At 68.4% G+C, this 23,994-nt stretch carries 21 protein-coding genes and 1 riboswitch; of the genes, 13 read left to right on the forward strand and 8 right to left on the reverse strand.

What is annotated here, in order from left to right; translation table 11 throughout:
* Window positions 1-5 precede the first annotated feature (5 nt).
* Entirely contained in the window at window positions 6-1,172 is a 1,167-nt protein-coding gene (prpC, locus tag BAC01S_RS05345) for a bifunctional 2-methylcitrate synthase/citrate synthase (protein WP_027793831.1), read from the reverse strand.
* A gap of 60 nt (window positions 1,173-1,232) precedes the next feature.
* Window positions 1,233-2,123, reverse strand: a complete 891-nt coding sequence (prpB, locus tag BAC01S_RS05350; RefSeq protein ID WP_027793832.1) for a methylisocitrate lyase — start codon at window positions 2,121-2,123, stop codon at window positions 1,233-1,235.
* A 197-nt stretch (window positions 2,124-2,320) separates the two neighbouring features.
* On the opposite strand from prpB, the gene prpR reads away from it, so the two are divergent.
* Window positions 2,321-4,339: a propionate catabolism operon regulatory protein PrpR gene (gene prpR, locus BAC01S_RS30375; protein WP_084168251.1), complete on the forward strand. Its 2,019-nt coding sequence runs from the start codon at window positions 2,321-2,323 to the stop codon at window positions 4,337-4,339.
* A 34-nt stretch (window positions 4,340-4,373) separates the two neighbouring features.
* Here prpR and BAC01S_RS05365 read toward each other — a convergent pair whose 3' ends face one another.
* Window positions 4,374-4,769: a thioredoxin domain-containing protein gene (locus BAC01S_RS05365; RefSeq protein WP_027793833.1), complete on the reverse strand. Its 396-nt coding sequence runs from the start codon at window positions 4,767-4,769 to the stop codon at window positions 4,374-4,376.
* Window positions 4,770-5,066: 297 nt separating this feature from the next.
* Between BAC01S_RS05365 and BAC01S_RS05370 the strand changes: the two genes are divergently transcribed.
* The 4 genes from BAC01S_RS05370 to BAC01S_RS05385 all read left to right on the forward strand — a co-directional run bounded on the left by BAC01S_RS05370 (window position 5,067) and on the right by BAC01S_RS05385 (window position 9,800).
* A complete protein-coding gene (locus tag BAC01S_RS05370) occupies window positions 5,067-5,522 on the forward strand; it encodes a (2Fe-2S)-binding protein (protein WP_027793834.1) in 456 nt (151 codons plus the stop codon).
* A gap of 1 nt (window position 5,523) precedes the next feature.
* Window positions 5,524-7,764, forward strand: a complete 2,241-nt coding sequence (locus BAC01S_RS05375) for a xanthine dehydrogenase family protein molybdopterin-binding subunit (protein WP_027793835.1) — start codon at window positions 5,524-5,526, stop codon at window positions 7,762-7,764.
* 15 nt (window positions 7,765-7,779) lie between these two features.
* Window positions 7,780-9,066 carry a cytochrome c gene (locus tag BAC01S_RS05380; protein WP_027793836.1) on the forward strand — a complete coding sequence of 429 codons (1,287 nt, stop codon included), beginning with the start codon at window positions 7,780-7,782 and terminating at the stop codon, window positions 9,064-9,066.
* Between the two features lie 77 nt (window positions 9,067-9,143).
* Complete coding sequence (locus BAC01S_RS05385) at window positions 9,144-9,800, forward strand: DNA-3-methyladenine glycosylase (protein ID WP_245616523.1); 657 nt, start codon at window positions 9,144-9,146, stop codon at window positions 9,798-9,800.
* A gap of 239 nt (window positions 9,801-10,039) precedes the next feature.
* Here BAC01S_RS05385 and BAC01S_RS05390 read toward each other — a convergent pair whose 3' ends face one another.
* Entirely contained in the window at window positions 10,040-10,483 is a 444-nt protein-coding gene (locus BAC01S_RS05390; protein ID WP_027793838.1) for a CBS domain-containing protein, read from the reverse strand.
* Window positions 10,484-10,762: 279 nt separating this feature from the next.
* Here BAC01S_RS05390 and ribA point away from each other — a divergent pair, with 279 nt between their 5' ends.
* The 7 genes from ribA (at window position 10,763) to BAC01S_RS05425 (ending at window position 19,244) form a co-directional block, all read left to right on the forward strand.
* Window positions 10,763-11,410, forward strand: a complete 648-nt coding sequence (ribA, locus tag BAC01S_RS05395) for a GTP cyclohydrolase II (RefSeq protein WP_043201281.1) — start codon at window positions 10,763-10,765, stop codon at window positions 11,408-11,410.
* 62 nt (window positions 11,411-11,472) lie between these two features.
* Window positions 11,473-12,372, forward strand: a complete 900-nt coding sequence (locus BAC01S_RS05400; RefSeq protein ID WP_052408694.1) for an SH3 domain-containing protein — start codon at window positions 11,473-11,475, stop codon at window positions 12,370-12,372.
* Between the two features lie 782 nt (window positions 12,373-13,154).
* On the forward strand, window positions 13,155-13,580 hold the full coding sequence (locus tag BAC01S_RS30380; RefSeq protein WP_043201289.1) for a hypothetical protein: 426 nt from the start codon (window positions 13,155-13,157) through the stop codon (window positions 13,578-13,580).
* Between the two features lie 310 nt (window positions 13,581-13,890).
* Window positions 13,891-14,589: a response regulator transcription factor gene (locus BAC01S_RS05410; RefSeq protein WP_027793841.1), complete on the forward strand. Its 699-nt coding sequence runs from the start codon at window positions 13,891-13,893 to the stop codon at window positions 14,587-14,589.
* 92 nt (window positions 14,590-14,681) lie between these two features.
* Entirely contained in the window at window positions 14,682-16,058 is a 1,377-nt protein-coding gene (locus BAC01S_RS30385) for a FecR domain-containing protein (protein ID WP_052408695.1), read from the forward strand.
* 11 nt (window positions 16,059-16,069) lie between these two features.
* Window positions 16,070-18,493 (forward strand): CHASE2 domain-containing protein, encoded by a 2,424-nt coding sequence (locus tag BAC01S_RS05420; protein ID WP_043201292.1) that lies wholly within the window; start codon window positions 16,070-16,072, stop codon window positions 18,491-18,493.
* Window positions 18,494-18,605: 112 nt separating this feature from the next.
* Entirely contained in the window at window positions 18,606-19,244 is a 639-nt protein-coding gene (locus BAC01S_RS05425) for a DUF4136 domain-containing protein (protein WP_156954319.1), read from the forward strand.
* A gap of 4 nt (window positions 19,245-19,248) precedes the next feature.
* Here BAC01S_RS05425 and bluB read toward each other — a convergent pair whose 3' ends face one another.
* The 4 genes from bluB to BAC01S_RS05445 are packed head-to-tail and all read right to left on the reverse strand — an operon-like array spanning window position 19,249 to window position 22,355.
* On the reverse strand, window positions 19,249-19,923 hold the full coding sequence (gene bluB / locus BAC01S_RS05430; RefSeq protein ID WP_027793844.1) for a 5,6-dimethylbenzimidazole synthase: 675 nt from the start codon (window positions 19,921-19,923) through the stop codon (window positions 19,249-19,251).
* A complete protein-coding gene (locus BAC01S_RS05435) occupies window positions 19,907-21,226 on the reverse strand; it encodes a cobyrinate a,c-diamide synthase (protein WP_027793845.1) in 1,320 nt (439 codons plus the stop codon). Before BAC01S_RS05435 ends, bluB begins: the two co-directional genes overlap by 17 nt.
* 4 nt (window positions 21,227-21,230) lie before the next feature.
* Window positions 21,231-21,833, reverse strand: a complete 603-nt coding sequence (gene cobO / locus BAC01S_RS05440; protein ID WP_027793846.1) for a cob(I)yrinic acid a,c-diamide adenosyltransferase — start codon at window positions 21,831-21,833, stop codon at window positions 21,231-21,233.
* Between the two features lie 57 nt (window positions 21,834-21,890).
* Window positions 21,891-22,355, reverse strand: coding sequence for a cobalamin biosynthesis protein (locus BAC01S_RS05445; RefSeq protein WP_245616509.1), 465 nt, complete (start codon window positions 22,353-22,355; stop codon window positions 21,891-21,893).
* 201 nt (window positions 22,356-22,556) lie between these two features.
* A riboswitch (cobalamin riboswitch) is annotated at window positions 22,557-22,832 on the forward strand.
* A gap of 66 nt (window positions 22,833-22,898) precedes the next feature.
* Here BAC01S_RS05445 and cobW point away from each other — a divergent pair.
* Entirely contained in the window at window positions 22,899-23,981 is a 1,083-nt protein-coding gene (gene cobW / locus BAC01S_RS05455) for a cobalamin biosynthesis protein CobW (protein WP_027793848.1), read from the forward strand.
* The last annotated feature ends 13 nt before the right edge of the window (window positions 23,982-23,994 follow it).

Raw genomic sequence — 23,994 nt, forward strand, 5'->3', positions numbered from 1 at the left:
GGAAATCAGCGCTTGCCGATCGGAACGAACTTCAGGTTCTCCGGACCGGTGTAATTCGCGCTCGGACGAATGATCTTGTTGTCGATGCGCTGCTCGATGATGTGCGCGCTCCAGCCGGCCGTGCGCGCGATCACGAACACCGGCGTGAACATCGCGGTCGGCACGCCCATCATGTGGTACGACACGGCGCTGAACCAGTCGAGGTTCGGGAACATCTTCTTGATGTCCCACATCGTCGATTCGAGGCGCTCGGCGATGTTGAAGAGCTTCAGGTTCGACTGCTCCTTCGAGAGCTTGCGCGCCACTTCCTTGATGACCTTGTTGCGCGGGTCCGAGATCGTGTAGACCGGGTGGCCGAAACCGATCACGACTTCCTTCGCTTCCACGCGGCGGCGGATGTCGGCTTCCGCGTCGTCCGGGTTTTCATAGCGCGACTGAATCTCGAACGCCACCTCGTTCGCGCCGCCGTGCTTCGGGCCGCGCAGCGCGCCGATCGCGCCCGTGATGGCCGAGTACATGTCCGAGCCCGTGCCCGCGATCACGCGGCCCGTGAACGTCGAAGCGTTGAACTCGTGTTCGGCGTAGAGGTTCAGCGAGACGTGCATCGCATCGACCCACGACTTCGACGGCTCGCGGCCGTGCAGCAGGTGCAGGAAGTGACCGCCGATCGAATCGTCGTCGGTTTCCACTTCGATGCGCTTGCCGTTGTGCGAGTAGTGGTACCAGTACAGCAGCATGGAGCCGAGCGAGGCCATCAGGCGGTCGGCGATGTCGCGCGCGCCCGGCAGATTGTGGTCGTCCTTTTCGGGCAGCACGGTGCCGAGCACGGAAACGCCCGTGCGCATCACGTCCATCGGGTGCGCCGAAGCGGGCACCCACTCCAGCGCCGCTTTCACGTTCGCGGGCAGGCCGCGCAGGCCCTTGAGCTTCGTCTTGTAGGCGACGAGTTCGGCCGCGTTCGGCAGCTTGCCGTGCACGAGCAGGTAAGCGACTTCTTCGAACTCGCAGGCGGTGGCCAGGTCGAGAATGTCGTAGCCGCGGTAGTGCAGGTCGTTGCCGGTGCGGCCCACGGTGCACAGCGCCGTGTTGCCCGCCGCCACGCCCGAGAGCGCGACCGACTTCTTCGGCTTGAAGCCGCCTGCGCCCTGTGCCTTGGTATCTGCTTCGCTCATGGTGTCGTCCTCTTGATGATGTCTCGAATGTTTCAGATGTGGGGAATACGCTGAAGCGTGTTACTTCTTCGCGGCGAACAATTCGTCGAGCTTGTCTTCGTACGCGTGATAGCCGAGATACTTGTAGAGATCCTCGCGCGTCTGCATGGTCGAAACGGCCGCCTTCTGCGTGCCGTCGCGCTTCACGGTCTCGTAGAAGTTCAGCGCCGCCGCATTCATCGCGCGATACGCGCCGCAGCAGTAGAGCGCGATGTCCACGTTCGCGCTCTTCAGTTCTTCCGTCGTGAAGAACGGCGTCGAGCCGAACTCGGTCAGGTTCGCAAGGATCGGCACCTTTACCGCGGCTCTGAAGCGGCGATAGTCGTCGAGCGTCTTCATGGCTTCAGGGAAAATCATGTCGGCGCCGGCCTCGACATAGGCCACCGCGCGCTCGATCGCCGCATCGATGCCTTCCGCCGCGGCCGCGTCCGTGCGCGCCATGATCACGAACTGGTCGTCCGTGCGTGCGTCCACGGCGGCCTTCACGCGGTCCACCATCTCGTCGGTCGGCACCACTTCCTTGTTCGGGCGGTGGCCGCAGCGCTTCTGGCCCACCTGGTCTTCCATGTGCACGGCCGCGACGCCGGCCTTGATGAACGACTTGATGGTGCGCGCGATGTTGAAGGCGCCGCCCCAGCCGGTGTCGATGTCGACCATCAGCGGAATCTCGACGGCGTCGGTGATGCGGCGGGCGTCGATGAGCACGTCGTCCATCGTGCTGATGCCGAGGTCGGGCACGCCGAGCGAATTGGCGGCCACGCCGCCGCCGGAGAGGTAGACGGCCTTGAAGCCGGTCTGCTCGGCGAGTTTGGCGGCGTAGGCGGTGATGGCGCCGACGACCTGAAGCGGTTGTTCTGCGGCGACGGCCGCGCGGAATTTCGCTCCGGCGCTGGTGGGGGTTCGGTTGGTCATGCTGGATGTCTCCGATGAAATCGCGCCTCGATAGTGCAGATACCGTGCCAAGGTGGGGCGACGGGGCTAACGCGTTGATTTTCCGCCAGATTGGCCGGGCGGTCCGCGCCGCGGGCATTGCGATTCTGAAATTGAGGTTTCAGATTTGAAATCGGAGCGATAATGTCACTTCCCGTCTTACCGCAGCGACCGGCGCCATGAACCGCTTTCCCGTTCCCTCCGAATTCCGCCCGCGCGTCTGGGCCATGGGCATCAGCCGCCTGCGCGACCTGTTTCGCGACATCGCCCGCGAATACGACGATCTCGCCGACCTGCGCGTGGTCGCGCGCGGCTTCGAGGAGGCGGTGGCCGAGATCGCGGCGGCGGGGCCGAACCAGCGTCCCGACGTGATCGTCGCGGCGGGCTCGAACGGCGGCTATCTGAAGGCGCGTATCGACGTGCCGGTCGTGCTGCTGCAGCCCACCGGCTTCGACGTGATGCAGGCGCTGGCCCGCGCGCGCCGCGAAACCGAGGTCGTCGCGCTTGTGACCTATGGCGAGACGCCCGCCGAGGTGCGCCGTTTCGCGAGCGCCTGGGGGCTCGACGTGGTGTTCGCGTCGTACCGCACCGTGCAGGACGCGGAGGCCTGCGTGCTGGACCTGCGCGACCGCGGCGTGGGCGCGGTCGTGGGGCCGGGCCTCGTCAACGATCTGGCCGCGCGGCTCGGCCTCGTGCCGTTCTTCGTGTACTCGCATTCCTCGGTGCGCGCGGCATTCGACAATGCGCTCGAAGTCGCGCTGGCCACCTGGCGCGAGACGCAGCGCCGCCAGCGTCTGGACAGCGTGCTGCAGCACCTGCGCGACGGCGTGGTGGCGCTCGACTCGGAAGGGCGCGTGGAGGCGATCAACCAGCGGCTCGCGGCCGTGCTCGGCGTGGATCCGGCCTTGGCGGCGGGCCGGCCGCTCGCCGAGCTGGCGCCGGACATTGCCTTCGCGCTGCCCGAGGCCGACGGCGAATCGCTCGAAACCGTGCGGGGCGTGAGCTACGTCGTGCATCGCGGGCCGCTCGTCGACAACGGCGTGACGACGGGCGCCGTGCTCACGTTCCAGGAGTCGCGCGCGGTGGAGCGGCTCGACCGCACGCTGCGCACGCGCCAGCGCACCCAGCAGTTCGTGGCGCGCTACCGGCTCGACGACCTGAGCGGTGCGACGCCGGGCATCGAGCGCGTGCGCCAGCTCGCGAAGCGCTACGCCAAATCGGACGCCACCGTGCTGATCCGCGGCGAGAGCGGCACCGGCAAGGAGATGGTCGCGCAGGGCATTCACCGCGAGAGCGCGCGGCGCGATTTTCCGTTCGTGGCGATCAACTGCGGCGCGTTTCCCGAGGCGCTGCTGGAGAGCGAACTGTTCGGCTACGAGGAGGGCGCTTTCACGGGCGCGCGGCGCGGCGGCAAGGTCGGCCTGATCGAGGCCGCGCATCGCGGCACGCTCTTTCTCGACGAGATCGGCGAGATGCCGCTGCCGCTGCAGAGCCGTCTGTTGCGCGTGCTGCAGGAGCGGGAAGTCGTTCGCCTCGGCGCGACGGAGCCCACGCGCGTGGACGTGCGCGTGGTGGCGGCGACGCACCGCTCGCTCACGGGGCAGATCGAGGCCGGCGAGTTCCGCGCCGATCTTTACTATCGGCTGAACATTCTCAATCTCGCCATTCCGGCCTTGCGCGAGCGCGCGGCCGATGTCGTGCCGCTCGCCGCCGAGCTACTGCTGCAGGCGTCGCGCCGCGAGCCGCGCGTGGCGCTGCGCATTCGGACGGCGGAATCGGCACTCGCGGCGCTTGCGCCGGTCGCAGAAGCGCTCGCGTGTCACGACTGGCCCGGCAACGTGCGCGAGTTGCAGAACGTGGTGGAGCGCATCGTGGTGGAGTTGGCCGACACGGACGTCGAAGCGATTCCGGTGGACGTGCTGCGCTCGATTGCGCCGGAGGTGTTCGACTCGTCTGTGGCGCCCGACGCTGCCGTGATGGGTGGCGCCGCGCTGACGCTACGCGAGCGCAGCCTGAGCCTGGAGGCGGAAGAGATTCGCGCGGCGCTCGAAGCCTGCGGCGGCGACCGCGACCGCGTGTGCGAGATGCTGGGCATCAGCAAGACGACGTTGTGGCGGCGCCTGGCCGCCGTGCGCGAGGCGGGCGGCGCTGCCGTCACGGTTACGGCTGCGCGCAGGCGCCCGGCGCGCGGCGGATGAGAACGGCATAGGAGCCGCTACAGCGAAGCGCGCCTCAGGCGTCCTGCACGCCGCGCAAGAGCGGCATGACCTGCCCATGCAATTGCGCGACATGCGGGCTCACCTGCAGCAGCGCCTGATAGCGCTCGAAAAACTCCTTCGATTCTTCCCCCGAAAACAGTGAGCAGACCGCCTGCGCGGCGCCGATCCGGTCGTCGTCGGTCGCGTCTTTCGCGTCCAGCGATTCGTCGATGTTCGTGATGACGCTCGAAAGCGGCATGAGCCAGCGGAAGCCCGTGCCGTTGATCAGCACCTGGAGGAACGCCGCGGGCGTGACGGGGCCGAACTCGCGTTCGTATTCGGCGCGCTCGTGGTCGAGGATGGCCTTGTGCAGCGTGAGGAGCGGCTTGCGGACCTCGTTGAGAAACTGCCTTGCGCGTTGCTCGTTCATCTTGCGGCTCCTTCGGTGCCGCGCGCGCAGCGCGGCGGGTCGTGGGGTTCTGCGGACGATGGTAGCGCAAGGCCCGCCTCTCCGTGGGTCGCAAGCGGGGCCCGCAACCGCGCGGGAACCCGGACACCCGGGCGGCCGGCTTTCTGCACGCGTTTAACTGCGGCGCTACACTCAACCGGTTCTCGGCAGGTCGCGCTGGCAGGGCCATGCGCATTGGCTTTTCGAAGCGAAACAGCCGGCGCGTCAGCCCTTCGATTGCTCGATCCATAACGACAAATCCCCATCACCGGAGAGCCCATGACTACGCTCACGATCAACGGCCAGACCCATGACGTCGACGCTCCACCCGACATGCCGCTCCTTTGGGTGCTGCGCGACATCGTCGGCCTGACCGGCACGAAGTTCGGCTGCGGCATTGCGCAATGCGGCGCCTGCACGGTGCATCTGGAGGGCGAGGCCACGCGCTCGTGCGTGCTGCCCGTCGCGGCCGTGGCCGGCCGCAAGATCACGACCATCGAGGCGGTAGGCGCCACGCCCGCGGGCCAGAAAGTGCAGAAGGCGTGGCGCGATCTCGACGTGGTGCAGTGCGGCTACTGCCAGTCGGGGCAGGTGATGTCGGCGGCGGCGCTGATCGCCTCGAACCCGAACCCGAGCGATGCCGACATCGACGCGGCCATGGCCGGCAACATCTGCCGCTGCGGGACCTATAACCGGATTCGCGCGGCCGTCAAGCAAGCCGCGAAGGAGGCCTGAGATGTCACGGGGCCTCCTCGATGCACAAAACGGTGCGCTGCACCCTGCTGGTTACGCCGGCGTGTCGCGCCGCGCGTTCCTGAAGCTCGGCGCGGCGGCGGGCGGCGGTCTGCTGCTCGGCTTCAGCGTCTCGACGCTCGCACAAGGCGATGCGCCGGCGCGCGCGTCCGTCATCGGCGGCGACGGCAACGAGGCGCCGCAGGACGGCGTATTCGAACCGAATGCCTTCATCCAGATCGACCGCACCGGCAAGGTCACGCTGATCATTCCGAAGGTGGAGATGGGGCAGGGCGTCTACACGTCGATTCCCATGCTGATTGCGGAGGAGCTGGAAGTGCCGCTCGACAGCGTGACGATCGATCACGCGCCGCCCAACGCGAAGCTCTTCACGGACCCGCTGCTGGGCGGGCAGTTGACGGGCGGCTCGACCTCGATCCGCTATGCATGGCAGCCCATGCGCGAGGCCGGCGCAGCCGCGCGTACCGCGCTGATCCAGGCGGCGGCGCAGCAATGGCAGGTGCATCCCGCCACCTGCTCCGCGCGGGCGGGCGAGGTGGTGCACGACGCCAGCGGCCGCCGGCTCGCCTACGGCCAGCTCGCGGACACGGCGGCGAAGCTGCCCGTGCCGCCCAAGGTGGCGCTCAAGGACCCCAAGGACTTCACGCTGATCGGCAAGCCGACGAAGCGCCTCGACTCGCCGGAGAAGGTGGACGGCTCGGCGCTCTTCGGCCTCGACGTGCGCCTGCCCGGCATGGTCTACGCCGCCATCGTGAACTGCCCGGTGTTCGGCGGCACGCTCGCGAGCGTGGACGACACGCATGCGAAACAGATTCCCGGTGTCACCGGCATCGTGAAGATCGACAATGCCGTGGCCGTGGTCGGCGCGCATACGTGGGCCGCGAAGCGCGGCGCGGCGGCGCTCGTGGTGCAGTGGAACGAGGGGCCGGGCGCGGCGCTCTCGATGCAGCAGATCGTTGCCGATCTTGCCGCGGCATCGGAGCAAGGCGGCGCCGTCGCGCGCAAGGACGGCGACGTGCAGCAGGCGTTCGGCAATGCGAAGACGCGCGTCGATGCCGTCTATCAGCAGCCTTTCCTCGCGCACGCCACGATGGAACCGATCAACTGCACGGTGTCCGTGCGGCCCGACGGCTGCGATATGTGGGTGGGCACCCAGGTGCCCACGCGCGCCGTCGATGCGGCCGTGGCCGTGACGGGACTCAAGCCCGAGCAGGTCACGCTGCACAACCATCTGCTCGGCGGCGGCTTCGGGCGGCGGCTCGAAGTCGACGCGATCACCCAGGCGCTCAAGATCGGCAAGGCGGTCAACGCGCCGGTCAAGGTGTTCTATACGCGCGAGGAGGACATCCAGCACGACATGTACCGGCCGTACTACTACGACCGCCTTTCGGCCGGCCTCGACGCCACCGGCCGGCCCGTGGCCTGGCAGCATCGCATTGCGGGCTCGTCGATCCTCGCGCGCTTCGCGCCGCCTGCATTCCACAACGGCATCGATCCCGATGCCGTCGAAGTGGCCGTCGACCTGCCTTATGACCTGCCCAACCAACTGATCGAATACGTGCGCGTGGAGCCGCACGCCGTTCCCACCGCGTTCTGGCGCGGCGTGGGGCCGACGCGCGGCACCTTCGTCGTGGAGAGCTTCGTCGACGAACTGGCCGTGGCCGCGAAGGCCGACCCCGTTGCTTACCGGCGCGCGCTGCTCGACAAAACGCCGCGCGCGCTGAACGTGCTCGACGTCGCCACGCGAGCCGCGAACTGGGGGGCGCCGCTGCCCAAGGGGCAGGGGCGCGGCGTATCGGTGATGCACGCCTTCGGCAGTTTCCTCTGCATGGTCGCCGAAGTGAGCGTGGACGACGGCGAGGTGCGCGTGAACCGCGTGGTCTGCGCCGTGGACTGCGGTATGGCCGTCAACCCGGAGACGATCGAGGCGCAGATCGAAGGCGGCATCGTCTTCGGTATCACGGCGGCGCTGTACAGCGAGATCACGATCGACCGGGGCCGCGTCGCGCAGACGAACTTCACCGACTACCGGATGCTGCGCATCGACCAGTCGCCGAAGATCGAGGTGCGCATCGTGAAGAGCACGGAAGCGCCGGGCGGCATCGGCGAGCCGGGCACGGCCGCGCTCGCGCCGGCCGTGACGAATGCGATCTACGCGGCCACGGGCAAGCGCCTGCGGCAGTTGCCCGTGGGGCGTCAACTGCAGAACGCGCAGTCGGCCTGAGGGAGGCGAGTCACCATGAAAATGAACAACGCATTCGGCGCAGCGCTGGCATTCGCGGCGCTCGCGCTCACGCCCTCGCACGCGGCTTTTGCCGCGGCAACCGACGCCGACAGGGTTCAACGCGGCGCCTATCTCGCGGCGGCGGGCGACTGCGCGGCGTGCCATACGGCGCCGCACGGCAAGCCGTTCGCGGGCGGCTTGCCGATGAGCACGCCGCTGGGCCCCATCTACACGACCAACATCACGCCCGACCCCGAGACGGGCATTGGCGGCTACACGGAAGAGGACTTCGCGCGCGCATTGCGCGAAGGCGTGGCGAAGGACGGCCACAACCTTTATCCGGCCATGCCCTATCCGTCTTATGCGAAGGTGCGCGACGAGGACGTCGCCGCGCTGTACGCGTACTTCATGCACGGCGTGCAGCCGGTGAAGCAGGCCAACCGCGAAGCGGATATCCCATGGCCCATGAACATGCGCTGGCCGCTGAAGATCTGGAATGCGTTCTTTCTCGACAAGGGCATGTATCAGGACAAGCCGGGGAAGGACGTCGCATGGAACCGCGGCGCTTACCTCGTGCAGGGCCTCGGCCATTGCGGCTCCTGCCATACGCCGCGCAGCGTCGCGTTCAACGAGAAGGCGCTCGACGAAAGCGGCAGCGCGTATCTCACGGGCGCGCTGCTCGACGGCTGGTTCGCCTCGAACCTCACGAGCGAGCACAACACGGGCCTCGGGCGCTGGAGCGAAGCGGATCTCGCGCAGTTCCTGAAGACGGGGGCGAACCAGCACGCGTCGGCGTTCGGCGCGATGACGAGCGTGATCAACAACAGCACCCAGGCGCTGGACGACGCGGACGTCAACGCGATCTCGGCCTACCTGAAGTCGCTGCCGGCGGCGGGCGGCAACGGTGGGCCGCAGTACGCGTACGACGGGCAGGCGACGAAGGTCTCGCTCACGCGGCCGGCGAACGACGCGGGCGCGCGTGTCTACGCGGCGTACTGCATGCATTGCCACGGCACCGACGGGCGCGGCTTCGCGCCGATGCTCGCGCCGCTCGCGGGCAATCCGAACGTGCTCGAGCGGAACGCGTCGTCGCTCATCAACGTGACGCTGAACGGCACCGGCGACCTCGTGATCCAGGGCATTCCGGCGCCGTACCCGATGCCGGCCTACGCCGATGTCCTCACCGACCGCCAGATCGCGGACGTGCTGACTTTCATCCGCGCGGGCTGGAACAACCAGGCGGGAGCGGTGGGGACGGCCGAGGTAGCGAAACTGCGTGCGCAGACGCAGGCGTCGCCTTGAAGCCGCGCGCCACGTCGGCGGGATTGCGCGGAGCGGGGCGGGCGGGGCTGCCGGGCGCGGGCAGTGTCACGCCGGTATTGGCGCGCGCGCGAGCGGCAGCACCCGCGGCTGCGTCGTCATTGCCGCGGCTGCCGATCGTTGCGCTGCGGCGCGCGGACCTGCCGGTGGACACCGTCGAACTGGCGCGCTTCATGGTCGGCAAATACCTGGTCCATGATTCCGCGCAGGGCCGCGTCAGCGGGCGGATCGTGGAAATGGAGGCCTACCCGGTGGGCGATTCGACCGGTCACGCGTTCATCGGCCGGCGGCGCTGGAACGCCTCGCTGTTTCTCGAGCGCGGCCATGCCTACGTGCGGCTCACCTATGGCGCGGCCTGGATGCTCAACATGTCGAGCGAGAAGGCGGACGTCGGCGCGGGCGTGCTGATTCGTGCCGTCGAGCCGCTGGAGGGGCTGGCGGAGATGGAGGCGCGCCGGCCGGGGGCGCCTTTTCGCGACCTCGCGCGCGGGCCCGGGCGCCTGACGCAGGCATTCGGCGTGGGCGCGGCCTTCGACGGCGTGGACCTGTGCCGCGGGCACGGCCTCTGGATCGGTCGCGTGGAGGAGCCCGGCCGGCCCATCGGCGTGACGACGCGCATTGGCTTGTCACGCGAGACCGAGCGGCCGCTGCGCTTCTTCGAACTCGGCAGCCCGTTCGTCAGCGGGCCGCGCAAGCTGCTGGCCGCCGGGGGCTGAAGCGGCGCCGGCCGGCGCCGCATTGTTGTGGGGTGCGAAACGGTGTGTTGGAGAACCAGGTATTTGCCCTGGTCGCTTGTTTGCCTACACTGTAGCGGAAGGACGATATCGCGCGGACGACACGCGTCGTATCGCCTGGCTTTCATGCGTGAAACCTCCGCCGCCGCAAGGCGGTTTAGCCCAACCCGGCTGGATTGGGCTTTTTTCATGCGGCGCTTTACGCGGCACCGCGAGGCGGTTCAGCTGCCGGGGCCGCCGGTGATGTAGTGCTCCAGCTGCGAGATCGTGAACTGCTGCTCGGCGATGATTTCCTTGACGAGGTCGCCGATCGACACCATCCCGATCAGCTTGCCGTCCTCGATCACGGGCAGGTGGCGCATGCGGCGCTCGGTCATCAGCGCCATGCAGTCGTAGGTGGTTTGCGCCAGCTCCACGAAGCGCACGTGCGGCGTCATGATGTCGCGTACCGCCGTGGTTTTCGACGAGCGGTCCATCAGCACGATCTTGCGCGCATAGTCGCGCTCGGTAACGATGCCGACGATCGCGTTGTCGTCCGTGACGACCAGAGCCCCAATCCTTTTTTCCGCCATCAGGCGGATTGCGTTATAGACGGAATCCGAAGCGGCAATCGTGTAGACCACTTGTTCCGGCTTCGACTTGAGTACCTGTGCAACGCTTGTCATAGGGCGACTCCCATTCGTCCTTCGGTGGGTTTTCAGTCATTGCGCGGCGCAGCACGACGGGCCGTGTGCCGGCCGTGCCATCGGAAAACCCTTTCAGTATAGGCGGATGGGTCGTGTCGCGGCGTCTGGATATGCGCGCGGGGCAACGCCCGTCGAGCGACTGTCCGTCTGGCCGTCCCGCAGGCGCCGGACGGCGAGGGATGCCAAATGGCGGTAAACTCCGATTCCTAACTTCAACCCGGTCGCGAACCGGTATTTGCCAGTCTTCTGCTCCAGATCATGCCTACGCTTCCTGAGTCGTCCTGCGCGGACGGCGACAACGCCAACGAGTGCGTCGTGCTCGACGCCACCGCTTCGCTGCCGACCCGTTACGGCACGTTCACGTCCTACGTCTATCGGGTAAGGGACGGCGGTGCGGAGCACCTCGCGCTCGTCATGGGCGACGTGGGGAGCGGCGAGCCCGTGCTGACGCGGTTGCACTCCGAATGCCTGACCGGCGACGTGCTCGGCTCCTACCGTTGCGACTGCGGCGAGCAGCTCGATCAGGCCTTGCGCTACATCGCGGCCGAAGGCCGCGGCGTGCTGCTCTACCTGCGCGGTCACGAAGGCCGCGGCATTGGCCTGTCGAACAAGATTCGCGCATACGCGCTGCAGGAGCAGGGCCGCGACACCGTCGAGGCCAACCTCGACCTTGGTCTGCCCGACGACGCGCGCGAATACGACTCGGCTGCGGCAATCTTGCGGCTCCTGAACGTGTCGTCGGTGCGCCTCATGAGCAATAATCCCAAGAAGTTCGACACGCTTTCGAAGCACGGCATTCCGGTGCTCGAACGCGTAGCGCTTGCCATTCCGATGCGGGAAGAGAACGAACGCTATATCCGCACGAAGCAGGTGAAGTTCGGACATTATTTCGAAGAGAACGAATAAGCCAGGTACGCAATCTGCTTGCCTGGCCGGTATCGAAGCTGGACAAGGCAAGGGAGAGAAAGATGCGTAAGCGGCAGACGATGCGGGTGCCGGTGTGGGCGCTCGCGGCGGCGTCAGCCTGTCTGGGGCTGGCTGCCCCCGGCGCTTTTGCCCAGGCGCAGGCCTGGACGAGCCAACCGGTCGACCTTTACGCCGGACCTTCCGGCGATTACCCCGTGGTGAGCGAAGTCGACCAGGGCGTGGCCGTTCAGGTCATGGGCTGCGTGAGCGACTACTCGTGGTGTGACATCGTGCTGCCCGGCCTGCGCGGCTGGATCTATGCGCAATATCTCACCTATCCGTATCAGGGCGGCTATGTTCCCGTCGAAGGCTATGGCGCGGCGATCGGGCTGCCCGTCGTGACCTTCGCCATCGGCGCGTACTGGGGCAGCTTCTATCGCGACCGTCCGTGGTATGGCGAGCGTGACCACTGGGCACACGTGCCGCCGCCGGGCTATGGCGGGCGGCCGCCAGGTCCGCCGCCGCCCATGCACGGCGGACCTGGCGCCGGCGTATACCACTCGCCCCCCGGCGCGCCGCATGGACCGCCGGAGGGCGCATACCGCGCTCCGGCCGGCCCGGGTGGACCGCCTCCCGGTGGTGCGCCGCACGGACCGCCGCCTGGCGCGCCGCATGGACCGCCCGAGCAGGGCAACATGGCGCGGCCCCCCGCGGCGGCTCCGCAGGAGGTTCCGCGCCCGGCCGCGCCGCCACCGGCGGCTGCCCGGCCACCCGCGCCGCAACCGCAATATGGCGCCCGCCCGGGCGGCCCGCCGCAGCAGGGTTATGGTCGGCCCCCCGGGCCGCCGCCCGCCGGCGCCATGCATGCGCCTGGGCCCGCGCCCGGCAATGCGCATCCGGAGCCCGCTCACCCCTCCGGTCACGAGGAAGGCGGCCACGGCGAATCGCGGCAGCAGAACTGACCGCATCCTTCACGCTCTTCCAGGCGGGACTCGCGTTTCGGGTCCCGCCGCGCCGTTTACGCCGATTAATATGGAATGCTAATCAATTTGATGAGCGTGTGTCGTTCGAAACATCGGTGAGCTCGTCTTGCTTGTTCGTGTGATCGGGAGGTGGGGAGAACACGGAGTTAAGCGGAGTCGATGCGGGACGCGGGGTCTGCCCGGCAGCCGGCTTTGCTATTCGCCGTCAGATTTAACAATCCCTGACAGTACTTTCTGTCACTTCCGGCGACAATGGGTCGTCGCGGTGAAAGCACGTATTCCCGCCGACAAACGATTTTGCTACGGGGGCTGGCGCGGCCGGGTACACGGCCGTACGCATGCCGGCGCGGAGGAAGTCAGAGCGAACCCGAGTTCGCCGGATAACGCTGGGAGGCCAGCGATTTGAGGTGGAGTGGCGATGGCTGCGGTTGTCAGCTGTGCCTTGAGGGCGGCGGCGACAGGCAGGCAGTCATCGGGCGGTGATGTCGCTTGCGGGTCGCGGCCGGTGCGGCGGTAACTGTGTCGGCGGACCAATGCCCGGGGAATAAACCGGGGGGCCGCGCAGTTCGCAACGAAGGCCATCGTCACTCGTTTTTCATCTCTCGCGTCCGGATGGCGGGGCGCTCGGCACCGATACACGATAAGGCAGGAAACGGGGGCGGCATGATGGCTGCCCCATTCCATTTGCATTTGGCAGACACGCGAGGCTGTCCCACAGGGGCGCCGCCGCGGGGTCGGCACGGACCAGCGAGCGAGGACGCATGTTTTTTCGATTTGGCAGGCTTCGGTTTCCGCCTGCTTCACGGGTCGAGGGCGACGGGCGCGCCTTTGGGCGCGTCGAGCTGGATCTGGTCCGCGACCGCCATGCGCGCTCGGCCATGGAGGCTTACGCGGACGCCTGCGAGGCCGACATGCCCTGGCTTGCCGAGGCATTGCGCCAGTCGCCGTTCGGACGCTCGGAGCGACTGAGCCAATGCCCGGCGACCGTATTGCGCGTTTTCGTCCTGGCGCAGTCGCGCGCCGCGGTTCAGCCCGACTACGCGCACGCCGCATGGGAGCATGTGCGCAAGCAGCTCACGGCATTGTTGTCCGCACGGCCAGAGGCAGAGGACGAGGCAGAGCAGGACGCCGCGCCGCTTGGCATTCCCGCGGACATCGCGGCGTGCGAGGACGGGCGGCAAGGATAGGCGCGGGAGTCTCGCCGGGTTCGCGCGACTCGTTAAATCGGGCTTGGGCGTTTTCGACTACTATGAGCGAAATCCGATTCCAGACAGCGACCGCCGTTTCACTCTCCCATTTGATTCAAGATGAAGCGAGAGTAGCGGATGGGGCGCGCCGGCCATGGCGGGCGCGCAGGGAGTGTAAGGATGGACGTCTGGCGACACGAGGCCACCGGGCGCGCTTGTGCGGCCGGCGGCCGGACCGGCGCGAAGGTCGCGCGACCGGCAGGCGAGTCCGTCCCGAAAAGATGAATAACGATCCTGGGTGCGGGGCATGATGAGAATTGCGGTACTGGACGACGATCCAGCTCAAACCGATTTTGTTTGTCAGACCTTGACGGCGGCAGGCCATGCCTGCCACGCGTTTGCCAAGGGCGGCGAGCTCGTTCGGCAGTTGCGGCGGGAGACGTTCGATCTGCTCGTGCTCGACTGGAACGTGCCGGACATGGCGGGCGACGAAGTCTTGCACTGGGTGCGGCAGAGCTTGTCGAACCGCCTGCCCGTGCTGTTCATGACGAGCCGCAGCCGCGAGACCGATATTGCGCAGATGCTCAACAACGGCGCCGACGATTACGTGGTCAAGCCCGTTTCCGCACCGGTGCTGCTCGCGCGCGTGGGTTCGCTGCTGCGCCGCGCGTACCAGCTGCATGCGCCCGCGATCAAGGAAACCTTCGGCAACTACGAATTCGATCTGAAGTCGCGCCAGGTGTCGGTGGGCGGCAGGCAGGTCGCGCTCACGCACAAGGAATTCGATCTTGCGCTCCTGCTGTTCCAGCATCTGAGCCGTCCGCTTTCCCGCGCGCACATCCTCGACGTTATCTGGAAGCAGTCCGACGACATCCCGTCCCGGACAATGGACACGCACGTCTCGATGCTGCGCTCGAAGCTGGGCCTGCGCCCCGAGAACGGCTACCGGCTGACACCGATCTACGGCTACGGCTATCGACTCGAGCGGATCGAAGGGGACGCCGCGTGAGCACGGCCCGTTCGATGCGGCCCGCCGGAGCCCGGCGAGCCGCGCGTTCGCTGCCAGCGGCGCCGGCCACCCGTACCCTTGCGCTCCATGACATGGGCGCGGCTTGCGCGCTGGTCTGCGGAGCATGGCTGGCGGCGTCACCGGTCGAAGCACACGGAGTACACGAAGCGCGCGCGCATGTCGGCGCCCCCGCCACGATCACCTACGTCACGCGCGCCGGCGACTCGCTGTACAACGTGGCCACGCGCTATTTGCGCGACCCTTCCGACTGGGTGCAGCTCGCCCGTCTGAACCATGTGAGCGCGCCACGCCACCTGCAGCCCGGCACCGCGCTGCGCGTGCCGGTTGCGCTGCTGCGCGAGGACGGCCTGAGCGCGAAGGTGATCGCCACGAGCGGGCCCGCTACGCACGCGTTCCGCAACGAGCCGTCGCTGCCGCTGGTCGTGGGGTCGAGCCTCGTCGAAGGCGACCGCCTGCAGACCGGCAAGGACGGATTCGCTACGCTCGAACTGTCCGACGGCACCCACCTGATCATTCCCCCCGACACCTCGCTCGAACTCGGCACGCTGCGCCAGACGGCGCTGACCGGCACGACCGACCGCATCGTCAACCTGCAGCACGGCGAGGTCGACAGTGAAGTCACGCATGCTACGCGCAAGGACGACCGCTTCCAGATCCGTTCGCCTTCCGTGGTCGCCGGGGTGCGCGGCACGAGTTTTCGCGTAAGTTACGACGGCGGCAACGCGTCGACGGCGGTCGAGGTGCTGGACGGCGCGGTGGGCGTCGACGCGGCGCACGGCGGGGCGGGCGCGCCCGCTGCGGGCATGCCGCTCGCCGCTTCCACGCAGCTCGTCACGGCCCGCCACGGCAGTCTGACGACGGCGGGCGGCGCGGTTGGCGGCCCGGTGGCACTGCTCGACGCGCCCACTATCGCGAATCCGTCGAAGGTGCAGGACGACGCGAACGTCGCTTTCGACGTTGTGCCGGTCGACGGCGCGCGCGGCTATCGCTTGCAGATCGGGCGCGACGCCGGGCTGCTCGAGATGATCCACGACGAGCGTTTCGATTCGCCTCATGCGGACGTCGGCGCGCTGGCGGACGGCACTTACTTCGTCCGCGTCATAGCCATCGACCAGAGCGGCCTCGAAGGCATGCCGAGCACCTATGCATTCGAGCGCCGGCGCGTTGCGCTCGGCACGTCGGCGGGGCGGGTCGACGGCACGCACAACTATGCGTTCCGCTGGTTCGTCGACCAGAGCGCGGCGAACCTGCATTTCCGCTTCATCCTCGCGGCCGCGCCGGACCTGCACGTGCCGCTCGTCGACCGCACGGATCTCTCGGGCGGAGAAGTCGTGGTGAGCGATCTACCCAAGGGCGTGTACTACTGGACCGTGATCGCCGAGCAGTTCGACAACGGCCGTTACTACCAGAAGGCCAGCCCCGTTCAGTCGTTCCGGCTCGACTGGTGACGAGGCCCGTCATGAGCGTCAAGCCGCGTCAGCGCCTTGGCCGCTCGGTCGGGCGCCGCTTCCGCTTCGAGTGGGTGGGCGTGAGCTGCGCAGGCATCGCCATCGTGCTGCTGAGCGTCGTATGGCACTGGACTTCGGGCGCCGACCATCTCGTCTACGACCACTTTCTCACCGCGCGCTCGCACCCCGTGTCGCCCGACATCGTCATCGTCGAGATCGACAATGCGAGCGTCACGGCGCTGGGGCGCTGGCCCTGGCCGCGCAGCGTTCACGCGCGGCTCGTCGACCAGCTCGCGAAGGCAGGCGCGGCCGCCGTGGTCTACGACGTGCTCTTCACCGAGCCTTCGCCTGACGACGCGCGCCTCGCCGAGGCGCTCGCCGCGCGTCCGGTCTATCTGCCGATCCTGCTGTCGCCGGCCGACGAAGCCGGCAACCGTCAGGCCGTGCTGCCCGTCGCGCCGCTCGCGAAGGCGGCCGCGGGGCTCGGGCATATCAATCTCGAGGTGGACAGCGACGGCATCGTGCGCAGCGTCGCGCTCTTCGAGGGCGACGCGCATCAGCGCTGGCCGCAGCTCATGGTGCCGCTCTGGCGCGCGGTGCGCGCCGGCAAGGTCGCGCTGGCGGACGGCGTGCCGCGCGCCATGCACGGCGCCGATCTGACGCTCGCGGACGGCCCCGACAGCGAGGCGCGCTTTCTGATCCCGTTCAGCACGACCGCGCAGACGTATCGCAGGGTGTCGTTCGACGACGTGCTGCAAGGCCGCGTGCCGCCCGACGTGCTGCGCGGGCGGGTGGTGGTGGTCGGCGTCACGGCTTCGGGCCTCTTCGACCGGTTCGCGACGCCGCTCTCGGGTACGCTGGGCCCGCTGCCGGGCGTCTACATTCACGCGAGCGTCCTCGACACCCTGCTTTCGGGCACCGCCATCGAGCCCGCCTCGACCTTCTGGGTCGCGCTCGCCACGCTTGTTCCGCTTGCCCTGCTGCTGGCGGGATTTCTCGTGGTCTCGCCGCGGATCGCGCTCCTGCTTGCGGCGCTGCTGGGCGCGGCGTCGTTCGGCGCGAGCGCGGCGCTGCTCTACGGGGCGCGCATCTGGCTGAGCCCGGTGCCCTCGATCGTCGTGCTGCTCGTGGTCTATCCGATGTGGAGCTGGCGCCGTCTCGAGATGACGATGGCGTACCTGCGCAAGGAGCTGCGCCAGCTTGCCGACGAGCCGTATCTGCTGCCCGAAGCGCCCAGCACCCGCCGCGAATTCGGGGGCGATGCGCTCGAGCAGCAGATGGCGCTGATGGCCCAGGCCGCGCAGCGGCTCCAGGACATGCGCCGCTTCGTGTGGGACAGCCTCGATTCCGTGCCGGAGCCGATTCTCGTCGCCGATCTGCGCGGCTCCGTGCTGATCGCCAACCATGCGGCGCGCGAGTCGTTCGACCGGCTCGGCATTGGCGCGGCGGAAGGCCGGCCGATGGCCGCCGTGTTCGGCGGCTTCACGCTCGTCAAGCCGATCGACCCCAGCCCCGAGGCGATGGCGTTCGCGCATGCACACTGGCCCGCGCCGCTCGATCCGGCGCGCGGCGAATTCGCCGAACTCATGGAGCGCGGCGTGGAAGTTCGCGCGGGCGACGGCAGCGACTACCTGCTGCGCTATGCGCGCTGCACCAACGCTCAGGGCCAGGCGGTGGGCTGGATCGCGGGCCTCGTCGACGTCACCGCGCTGCACGATGCCGAGCGCCAGCGCGAAGACGCACTGAGGCTGCTTTCGCACGACATGCGCTCGCCCCAGGCGTCGATCGTCGCGCTGGTGGAGACGGAGCGCGAGCGCGGCACGCTGAGCGCGGGCCCGGTGGGCGAAGTGATGGACCGCATCGAACGCTATGCGCGGCGCGCGCTCACGCTCGCGGACGACTTCGTGCAGCTCGCGCGCGCGGAGTCGCAGGTGTACGTGCTCGAGCCGGCGAGTCTCGCCGACCTCCTGATCGACGCGAGCGACGAAGTCTGGCCGCAGGCGCACGCGAAGCGCATCCAGATCGAGACCGTGTTCGAGGACGATCAGATGGGCTGGATCAGCGCCGATCGCTCGCTGATCACGCGGGCGCTGGTGAATCTCCTGAACAACGCCGTCAAGTACAGCCCACCCGATACGCGAATTGTCTGTACTATCTCAGGCACGGCGGCCAGCGCGGCGCCGCAGGCGGCGCGCGTGATCTGCTCGATTCGCGACGAAGGCTACGGCATTTCGCTCGAAGACCAGGCGCGGCTTTTCGAGCCTTTCCAGCGCTTTCATGCGGAGCAGCGGCCCGAGGTGAGCGGGGCCGGGCTCGGCATGGCGTTCGTGAAGACGGTCGTGACGCGTCACGGCGGCGAGATCGGTGTGGAGAGCGAACCCGGCAAGGGCACGACGCTGAGAATGTCGCTTCCCGCGCTCGACGCGCCCGTCTGAAACACCGTCTTGCCGTCCTGCCGGCTGGCGGTCCTGCGCCGCCCTCCCGCGATGCCCGTATGATGTCGCAAGCCGCCTCGATGGGTTGGCAGTGAGTTCGATGGAGTTTGCGGTGAAGATCCTGTTGACGGTATGCCTCTTTCCGATGGCCGGCGCGCTGGCCGGCTGCGCCGGCGTGAACGCCGACGTGAGCGCGCGCGGCGCCTTGCCTGACGCGGGCCAGCGTACCGTGGTCTATCGTCTGGCGCGCACGCCGGCCGAGGCTCAGGCCACGTCGAATCCTCCGTACGACGCCTTGTTGCGCGATGGCCTCGCGAAGCGCGGCTTCGTGGAGGGCGGGCCGGAGAAGGCGGTCTACGTGGTTTCCGTTGCCTGGTCGACGCGACCGGCCGATGTGGGCGTGGCCCAGGGCGACTGCGCGCCGGCTTGCGAGCCGGCTGCCGGCCCGTCGTTTCCGTGGTTCGGGCGCCCCTACGTGCATACGCTCACGCTGCGTTTCTTCGCGCTGCCCGGCGGCGCCGAGGCGTACCGCGTGAGCGTCGCGAAGCACGACCGCGACGCCAATGCCCAGGCGGCGCTGCCCTATCTCGTCGCGGGGGCGCTTGCGCAGCTGCCTTATGCGAGTGGGGTGAGCGGGGCCGGCGCGCCGCAATGGCGCGTGAAGTTGCGCGAGGCGGGGGCGGGAGGCGAGGGCAGCGCGGGCGCGCTGCCGGAAGTCATTTCGGTGAAGGCGGCTGCCCCGGCGCAGTGACCTCTCAGGCCGTGGACGGCCGATCCTCTTCGGCGCCGCCTTGCGGCCAGCGGTTCTCGTAGACGCATTCGCCGAGCGCGCGGCGCTCGGCCCAACGCTCCATCTCCAGCATCGGCTGCGGATAGAACCCGGCAACGTGGCCGAGGCACAGGATCGCCACCGGCTTGGCGCCCGCGGGCATGGCGAGCAGTTCGCGCACCTCGTCCACGTCGAAGATCGACACCCAGCCCATGCCTAGCCCTTCGGCGCGCGCCGCGAGCCACATGTTCTGGATCGCGCAGGCCACCGAGGCGAGATCCATTTCGGGAAGCGTGCGCCGTCCGAAGATATGCGGCTCGCGGCGGTCCATCAGCGCGACGACGAGCAGCTCGCCGCATTCGCGCATGCCTTCCACCTTCAGCTTCATGAACTCGTCGTGCCGCTTGCCCAGCGCGTCGGCGGTGGCAAGGCGCTCGCGCTCGACCGCCGCGTGCAGTTGCGTGCGCAACGTTGCGTCGGTGATCCGCACGATACGCCATGGCTGCATGAAGCCCACGCTCGGCGCGTGATGCGCGGCGTCCAGCAGGCGCCGCAGCGTGGCCGGATCGACGGGGCCGGGCACGAAGTGCCGCATGTCGCGCCGTTCGTAGATCGCGCGGTACACCGCCGCGCGCTCGGCTTCGTCAAAGGGTTGAGCCATGAAAGAGTGCGGCCGTGAAAGCGGGATTGGAGGGCCACCAGGCATGCAGGTAGGTGGCGACGATCGGGCCGTGGCGGTAGAGCGGCTCGCCCGCCGCGCCCGTCTGCGCATGACGCGCGACGAGCGTGGGCGCAAGCGGCGTGCTCACGCGCGAATAGTGGAACGTGTGGCCCCTGAGTGTGCCGTGGGCGCTATCGATCTGCTGCATGCCGAGCGCCGCGAAGCGCCGCTGCATGACCGCCTCGCCCGGCAGCAGGCCGAGCATGGGCGTGCGGGCGCCTTCGGTATCGGTCAGGGCTTCGAGCAGCCAGAGCATGCCGCCGCATTCGGCGACGAGCGGCTTGTCCGTCTCCGCATGCGCGCGCAGCGACGCCGCGCTGCGGGCGTTGCGCGAGAGCGCCGCCGCGTGCAGTTCGGGGTAGCCGCCGGGCAGGTAGATCGCATCGGCGTTCGCCGGGGCGGCCTCGTCGGCGAGCGGCGAAAAATACGTCACGCGCGCGCCCAGGGCTTCGAGCAGCGCGACGTTCGCCGGATAGATGAACGAGAATGCGGCGTCACGCGCGATGGCGATGTGCCGGTTTTCGAGCAGCCGCGGCAGGGGAGCCGAGTCGCTCGCGAGTGCGAATTCGACGGGCGGCGGCAGGTCGGCGAGCGCGGTTTGCGCGAGCGCGTCGGCGGCGCGTTCGATGCGTGCGTCGAGGTCGGCGATCTCGCTCGCCTGATGCAGGCCGAGATGCCGGTCGGGCAGTTCGATGAGCGCGTCGCCGGCCACATGGCCCAGCCAGAGAAGGTCGGCCGGCAAGGCTTCCTGCAGCATCCGCGCATGCCGCGCCGAGCCCACGCGGTTCGCGAGCACGCCATGAAACGGGACTTCGGGGCGAAAGCGCGCGAGCCCGAACGCGACGGCGCCGAAGGTCTGCGCCATCGCCTTCGCCGAGATCACGGCCGCCACCGGCACGCCGAAGGTCGTGGCGAGATCGGCGCTGCTGGGCGTGCCGTCGAAGAGGCCCATGACGCCTTCGATCAGGATCAGGTCGGCTTCCTGCGCGGCCTGCGCGAGCAGCGCGCGGCAATGGTCCTCGCCCACCATCCACAGATCGAGCGACATGACCGGCGCGCCGCTTGCGCGCGCGAGGATCATCGGATCGAGAAAGTCCGGCCCGGTCTTGAAGACGCGCACGCGCCTGCCCGCGCGGCGGTGCAGGCGCGCGAGACCCGCCGTGAGCGTGGTCTTGCCCTGGCCCGAAGCGGGTGCGCTGACGAAGAGCGCGGGGCAAGCAACACTGGCAACGCGGTCAACCATCGGCTCAGAACTCCACGCCCTTTTGCGCCTTCACGCCCTGCTCGCGGTACGGATGCTTCACGAGCCGCATTTCGGTGACGAGATCGGCGGCGTCGATCAGCGCGTCGGGCGCGTGGCGGCCCGTCACGACCACGTGCTGCAGCGGTCCGCGCGCGTTCAGCACGGCGAGCACTTCGTCGAGCGGCAGGTACTCGTACTTGAGCACGGTGTTCAGCTCGTCGAGGATCACCATGCCGTACTCGCCGCTTTCGATCATGCGCTTCGCCTCGTTCCAGCCCTTGCGCGCGGTGGCGATATCGGCGTCGCGGTTCTGCGTGTTCCAGGTATAGCCGTCGCCCATCGTCACGAAGTCGCAGTGCGCGATGCTGCCGAGAAAATCGCGTTCGGACGTGTGCAGCGCGCCCTTGATGAACTGCACGACGCCAAGCTTCATGCCGTGGCCCAGCACGCGCACGGCCATGCCGAAGGCCGCCGTGCTCTTGCCCTTGCCGTTGCCGGTGTTGACGATCAAAAGCCCTTTTTCGGCCGTGGCGGCCGCCTGCTTCTTTTCGTGGCCTTCACGGCGGCGTTGGGTCATGCGCAGGTGCGAATCGGGATCGGTTTTCATGGGCGAAACGAGGTTGGAGAATGCGGGGTTCTTGACGTGTGCGTATGCACGGTAAGCTCAGCGGGGCGCTTGCGCGATGGTGACGACCGCGGCCACCGCCACGGTCACGCCGTCCAGCGCGAGCTTGCCGCGCGCCAGCGGTCCGCCGCCGGCAGCGAGCCGGGCGCAAGGCTCGCTCACGCCGTCGACGCCGAACTTCGCGCGCGCTGCGCCTGATGGCCCGGCCTCGACCGGCATGGCGGCGATGGCTTGGCGCGCATACGCGCGCAGCGGCAGGCCGTGGGCCGCGCAGAACGCGAGCAGGGCGGGCTCGCCGGCTTTCGCGTCGAGCGTTCCCACGGCCGTTATGCGCGCGAGCGGCGTGTCGGCGAGCGCAGTCTGCACGGCGCGCTCGATCTGCGCGAGCGTCACGCCGCGGCGGCAGCCGATGCCGAGCGCGAGCGATGCCGGGCCGGTTGAACCTGACGAGCCTGGCGAGGCGGAGGGCACGGGTGACAGGCCTGCGGACGTAGCGGAATTCACGGTGAGCGCGTAGAAACTGGGCAGCGGATAAGGCGGTAGGCCAGGCAGTGGACCAGGGCGGCGCGGGCTTCGGCAACGTGCCCGGCGGATGCGCGCATACGATAGCACACGGCTTTTCGCGTCCGGGCGTGCGGCTTCGGCGCCAGGGGTAAACAACGGCGCGCGTTCGGGCCTTTCCTTGACGATCCCATGGCCCACGCCTACACTCGCACGCACTCTGGTGCTCGCGCGCGCGTTCCTTGCGCGCGCAGTTAAACGGGAATCAGGGAGCCATCCCGGCGAGGGACCGGCCAACCTGAACTGCACCCGCAACGGTACAACGATCGCTTCGCCCCGCACGGGCGAGGCAAGCCGCTTCGATGCATGCGTGCCGCATGCAGGTCATGCCACTGCGCGGCCGGTCCATGAGGACCGGCGCGCGGGAAGGCGGAGCGGCGTTTCGTCAGTCCGGATACCGGCCAGACACGAGGGATTCGCGCTGCGGGGAGGCGGCGCCGGATCCATGCTCCACGCCCGCGGCCATTCGCGCCGAAGGAATACCTCATGAACATGCGCAAGATCCCCGTCACCATCGTCACGGGCTTTCTCGGCAGCGGCAAAACCACGCTGCTGCGTCACATTCTTCAGCACGCGGGCGGCTTGCGCGTGGCGGTGATCGTCAACGAGTTCGGCGAGCTCGGCATCGACGGCGAAATTTTGCGCGGCTGCGGCATAGGCTGCGACGAGAACGGCAACGAACGGGAAGGCCAGCTCTACGAACTGGCCAACGGGTGCCTGTGCTGCACCGTGCAGGAGGAGTTCTTCCCGGTGATGGAGCAACTGCTCGAGCGCCGCGGCGAGATCGATCACGTGCTGATCGAAACCTCGGGGCTCGCGCTGCCCAAGCCGCTCGTGCAGGCCTTCAACTGGCCGTCGATTCGCAACGCCTTCACGGTCGATGCGGTGGTGACGGTGGTGGATGGTCCCGCCGCCGCGAGCGGCCAGTTCGCCGAGAACCCCGAAGCCGTGGATGCGCAGCGCAAGGCCGACCCGAATCTCGACCATGAGTCGCCGCTGCACGAACTGTTCGAAGATCAGCTTTCGGCCGCGGATCTCGTGATCCTCAACAAGACCGATCTGATCGAGGCGGCGGCGCAGGATGCGCTCATCGAAGAGCTGCGCGAGGAACTGCCGCCGCAGGTGAAGATCGTGCGCGCGCAGCATGGGCAGCTCGATCTGCACACGCTGCTCGGGCTCGAAGCGGCTTCGGAGGAAAGCATCCATCTGCGCCACGACCACCACGGTTCCGCCGACGATGCCGATCATCACCACGACGAATTCGATTCGGTTGTCGTGACGGCCAGGGTGGCGTCGCGCGAGGGCGCGATCGAGGCACTACGGCGCCTCGTGGATGCGCACACGATCTATCGCGTGAAGGGCTTCGCCGCGCTGCCCGGCGCGCCGATGCGGCTCGTGGTGCAGGGCGTGGGGCGCCGTTTCGACAGCTACTTCGACCGCCGCTGGAACGAGCAGGAAGCCGCAGCGCAGCCGCTCGCGAGCCGCTTCGTGCTGATCGGCGAGGATCTCGACGCCGCCACGCTGCAACGCGCATTCGAAGCCGCGCTCGAACCGGCCGCGCTGGCCTGATCGGCGCACGCTA

Source organism: Paraburkholderia acidipaludis NBRC 101816 (genome assembly GCF_000684975.1).
Taxonomy (GTDB): Bacteria; Pseudomonadota; Gammaproteobacteria; order Burkholderiales; family Burkholderiaceae; genus Paraburkholderia; species Paraburkholderia acidipaludis.

Bases quoted from the DNA above. Each gene is read 5' to 3' on its own strand.
- prpC (WP_027793831.1), bottom strand. From the start codon at position 1,172: ATGAGCGAAGCAGATACCAAGGCACAGGGCGCAGGCGGCTTCAAGCCG.
- prpB (WP_027793832.1), bottom strand. From the start codon at position 2,123: ATGACCAACCGAACCCCCACCAGCGCCGGAGCGAAATTCCGCGCGGCC.
- prpR (WP_084168251.1), top strand. From the start codon at position 2,321: ATGAACCGCTTTCCCGTTCCCTCCGAATTCCGCCCGCGCGTCTGGGCC.
- BAC01S_RS05365 (WP_027793833.1), bottom strand. From the start codon at position 4,769: ATGAACGAGCAACGCGCAAGGCAGTTTCTCAACGAGGTCCGCAAGCCG.
- BAC01S_RS05370 (WP_027793834.1), top strand. From the start codon at position 5,067: ATGACTACGCTCACGATCAACGGCCAGACCCATGACGTCGACGCTCCA.
- BAC01S_RS05375 (WP_027793835.1), top strand. From the start codon at position 5,524: ATGTCACGGGGCCTCCTCGATGCACAAAACGGTGCGCTGCACCCTGCT.
- BAC01S_RS05380 (WP_027793836.1), top strand. From the start codon at position 7,780: ATGAAAATGAACAACGCATTCGGCGCAGCGCTGGCATTCGCGGCGCTC.
- BAC01S_RS05390 (WP_027793838.1), bottom strand. From the start codon at position 10,483: ATGACAAGCGTTGCACAGGTACTCAAGTCGAAGCCGGAACAAGTGGTC.
- ribA (WP_043201281.1), top strand. From the start codon at position 10,763: ATGCCTACGCTTCCTGAGTCGTCCTGCGCGGACGGCGACAACGCCAAC.
- BAC01S_RS05400 (WP_052408694.1), top strand. From the start codon at position 11,473: ATGCGTAAGCGGCAGACGATGCGGGTGCCGGTGTGGGCGCTCGCGGCG.
- BAC01S_RS30380 (WP_043201289.1), top strand. From the start codon at position 13,155: ATGTTTTTTCGATTTGGCAGGCTTCGGTTTCCGCCTGCTTCACGGGTC.
- BAC01S_RS05410 (WP_027793841.1), top strand. From the start codon at position 13,891: ATGAGAATTGCGGTACTGGACGACGATCCAGCTCAAACCGATTTTGTT.
- BAC01S_RS30385 (WP_052408695.1), top strand. From the start codon at position 14,682: ATGGGCGCGGCTTGCGCGCTGGTCTGCGGAGCATGGCTGGCGGCGTCA.
- BAC01S_RS05420 (WP_043201292.1), top strand. From the start codon at position 16,070: ATGAGCGTCAAGCCGCGTCAGCGCCTTGGCCGCTCGGTCGGGCGCCGC.
- bluB (WP_027793844.1), bottom strand. From the start codon at position 19,923: ATGGCTCAACCCTTTGACGAAGCCGAGCGCGCGGCGGTGTACCGCGCG.
- BAC01S_RS05435 (WP_027793845.1), bottom strand. From the start codon at position 21,226: ATGGTTGACCGCGTTGCCAGTGTTGCTTGCCCCGCGCTCTTCGTCAGC.
- cobO (WP_027793846.1), bottom strand. From the start codon at position 21,833: ATGAAAACCGATCCCGATTCGCACCTGCGCATGACCCAACGCCGCCGT.
- cobW (WP_027793848.1), top strand. From the start codon at position 22,899: ATGAACATGCGCAAGATCCCCGTCACCATCGTCACGGGCTTTCTCGGC.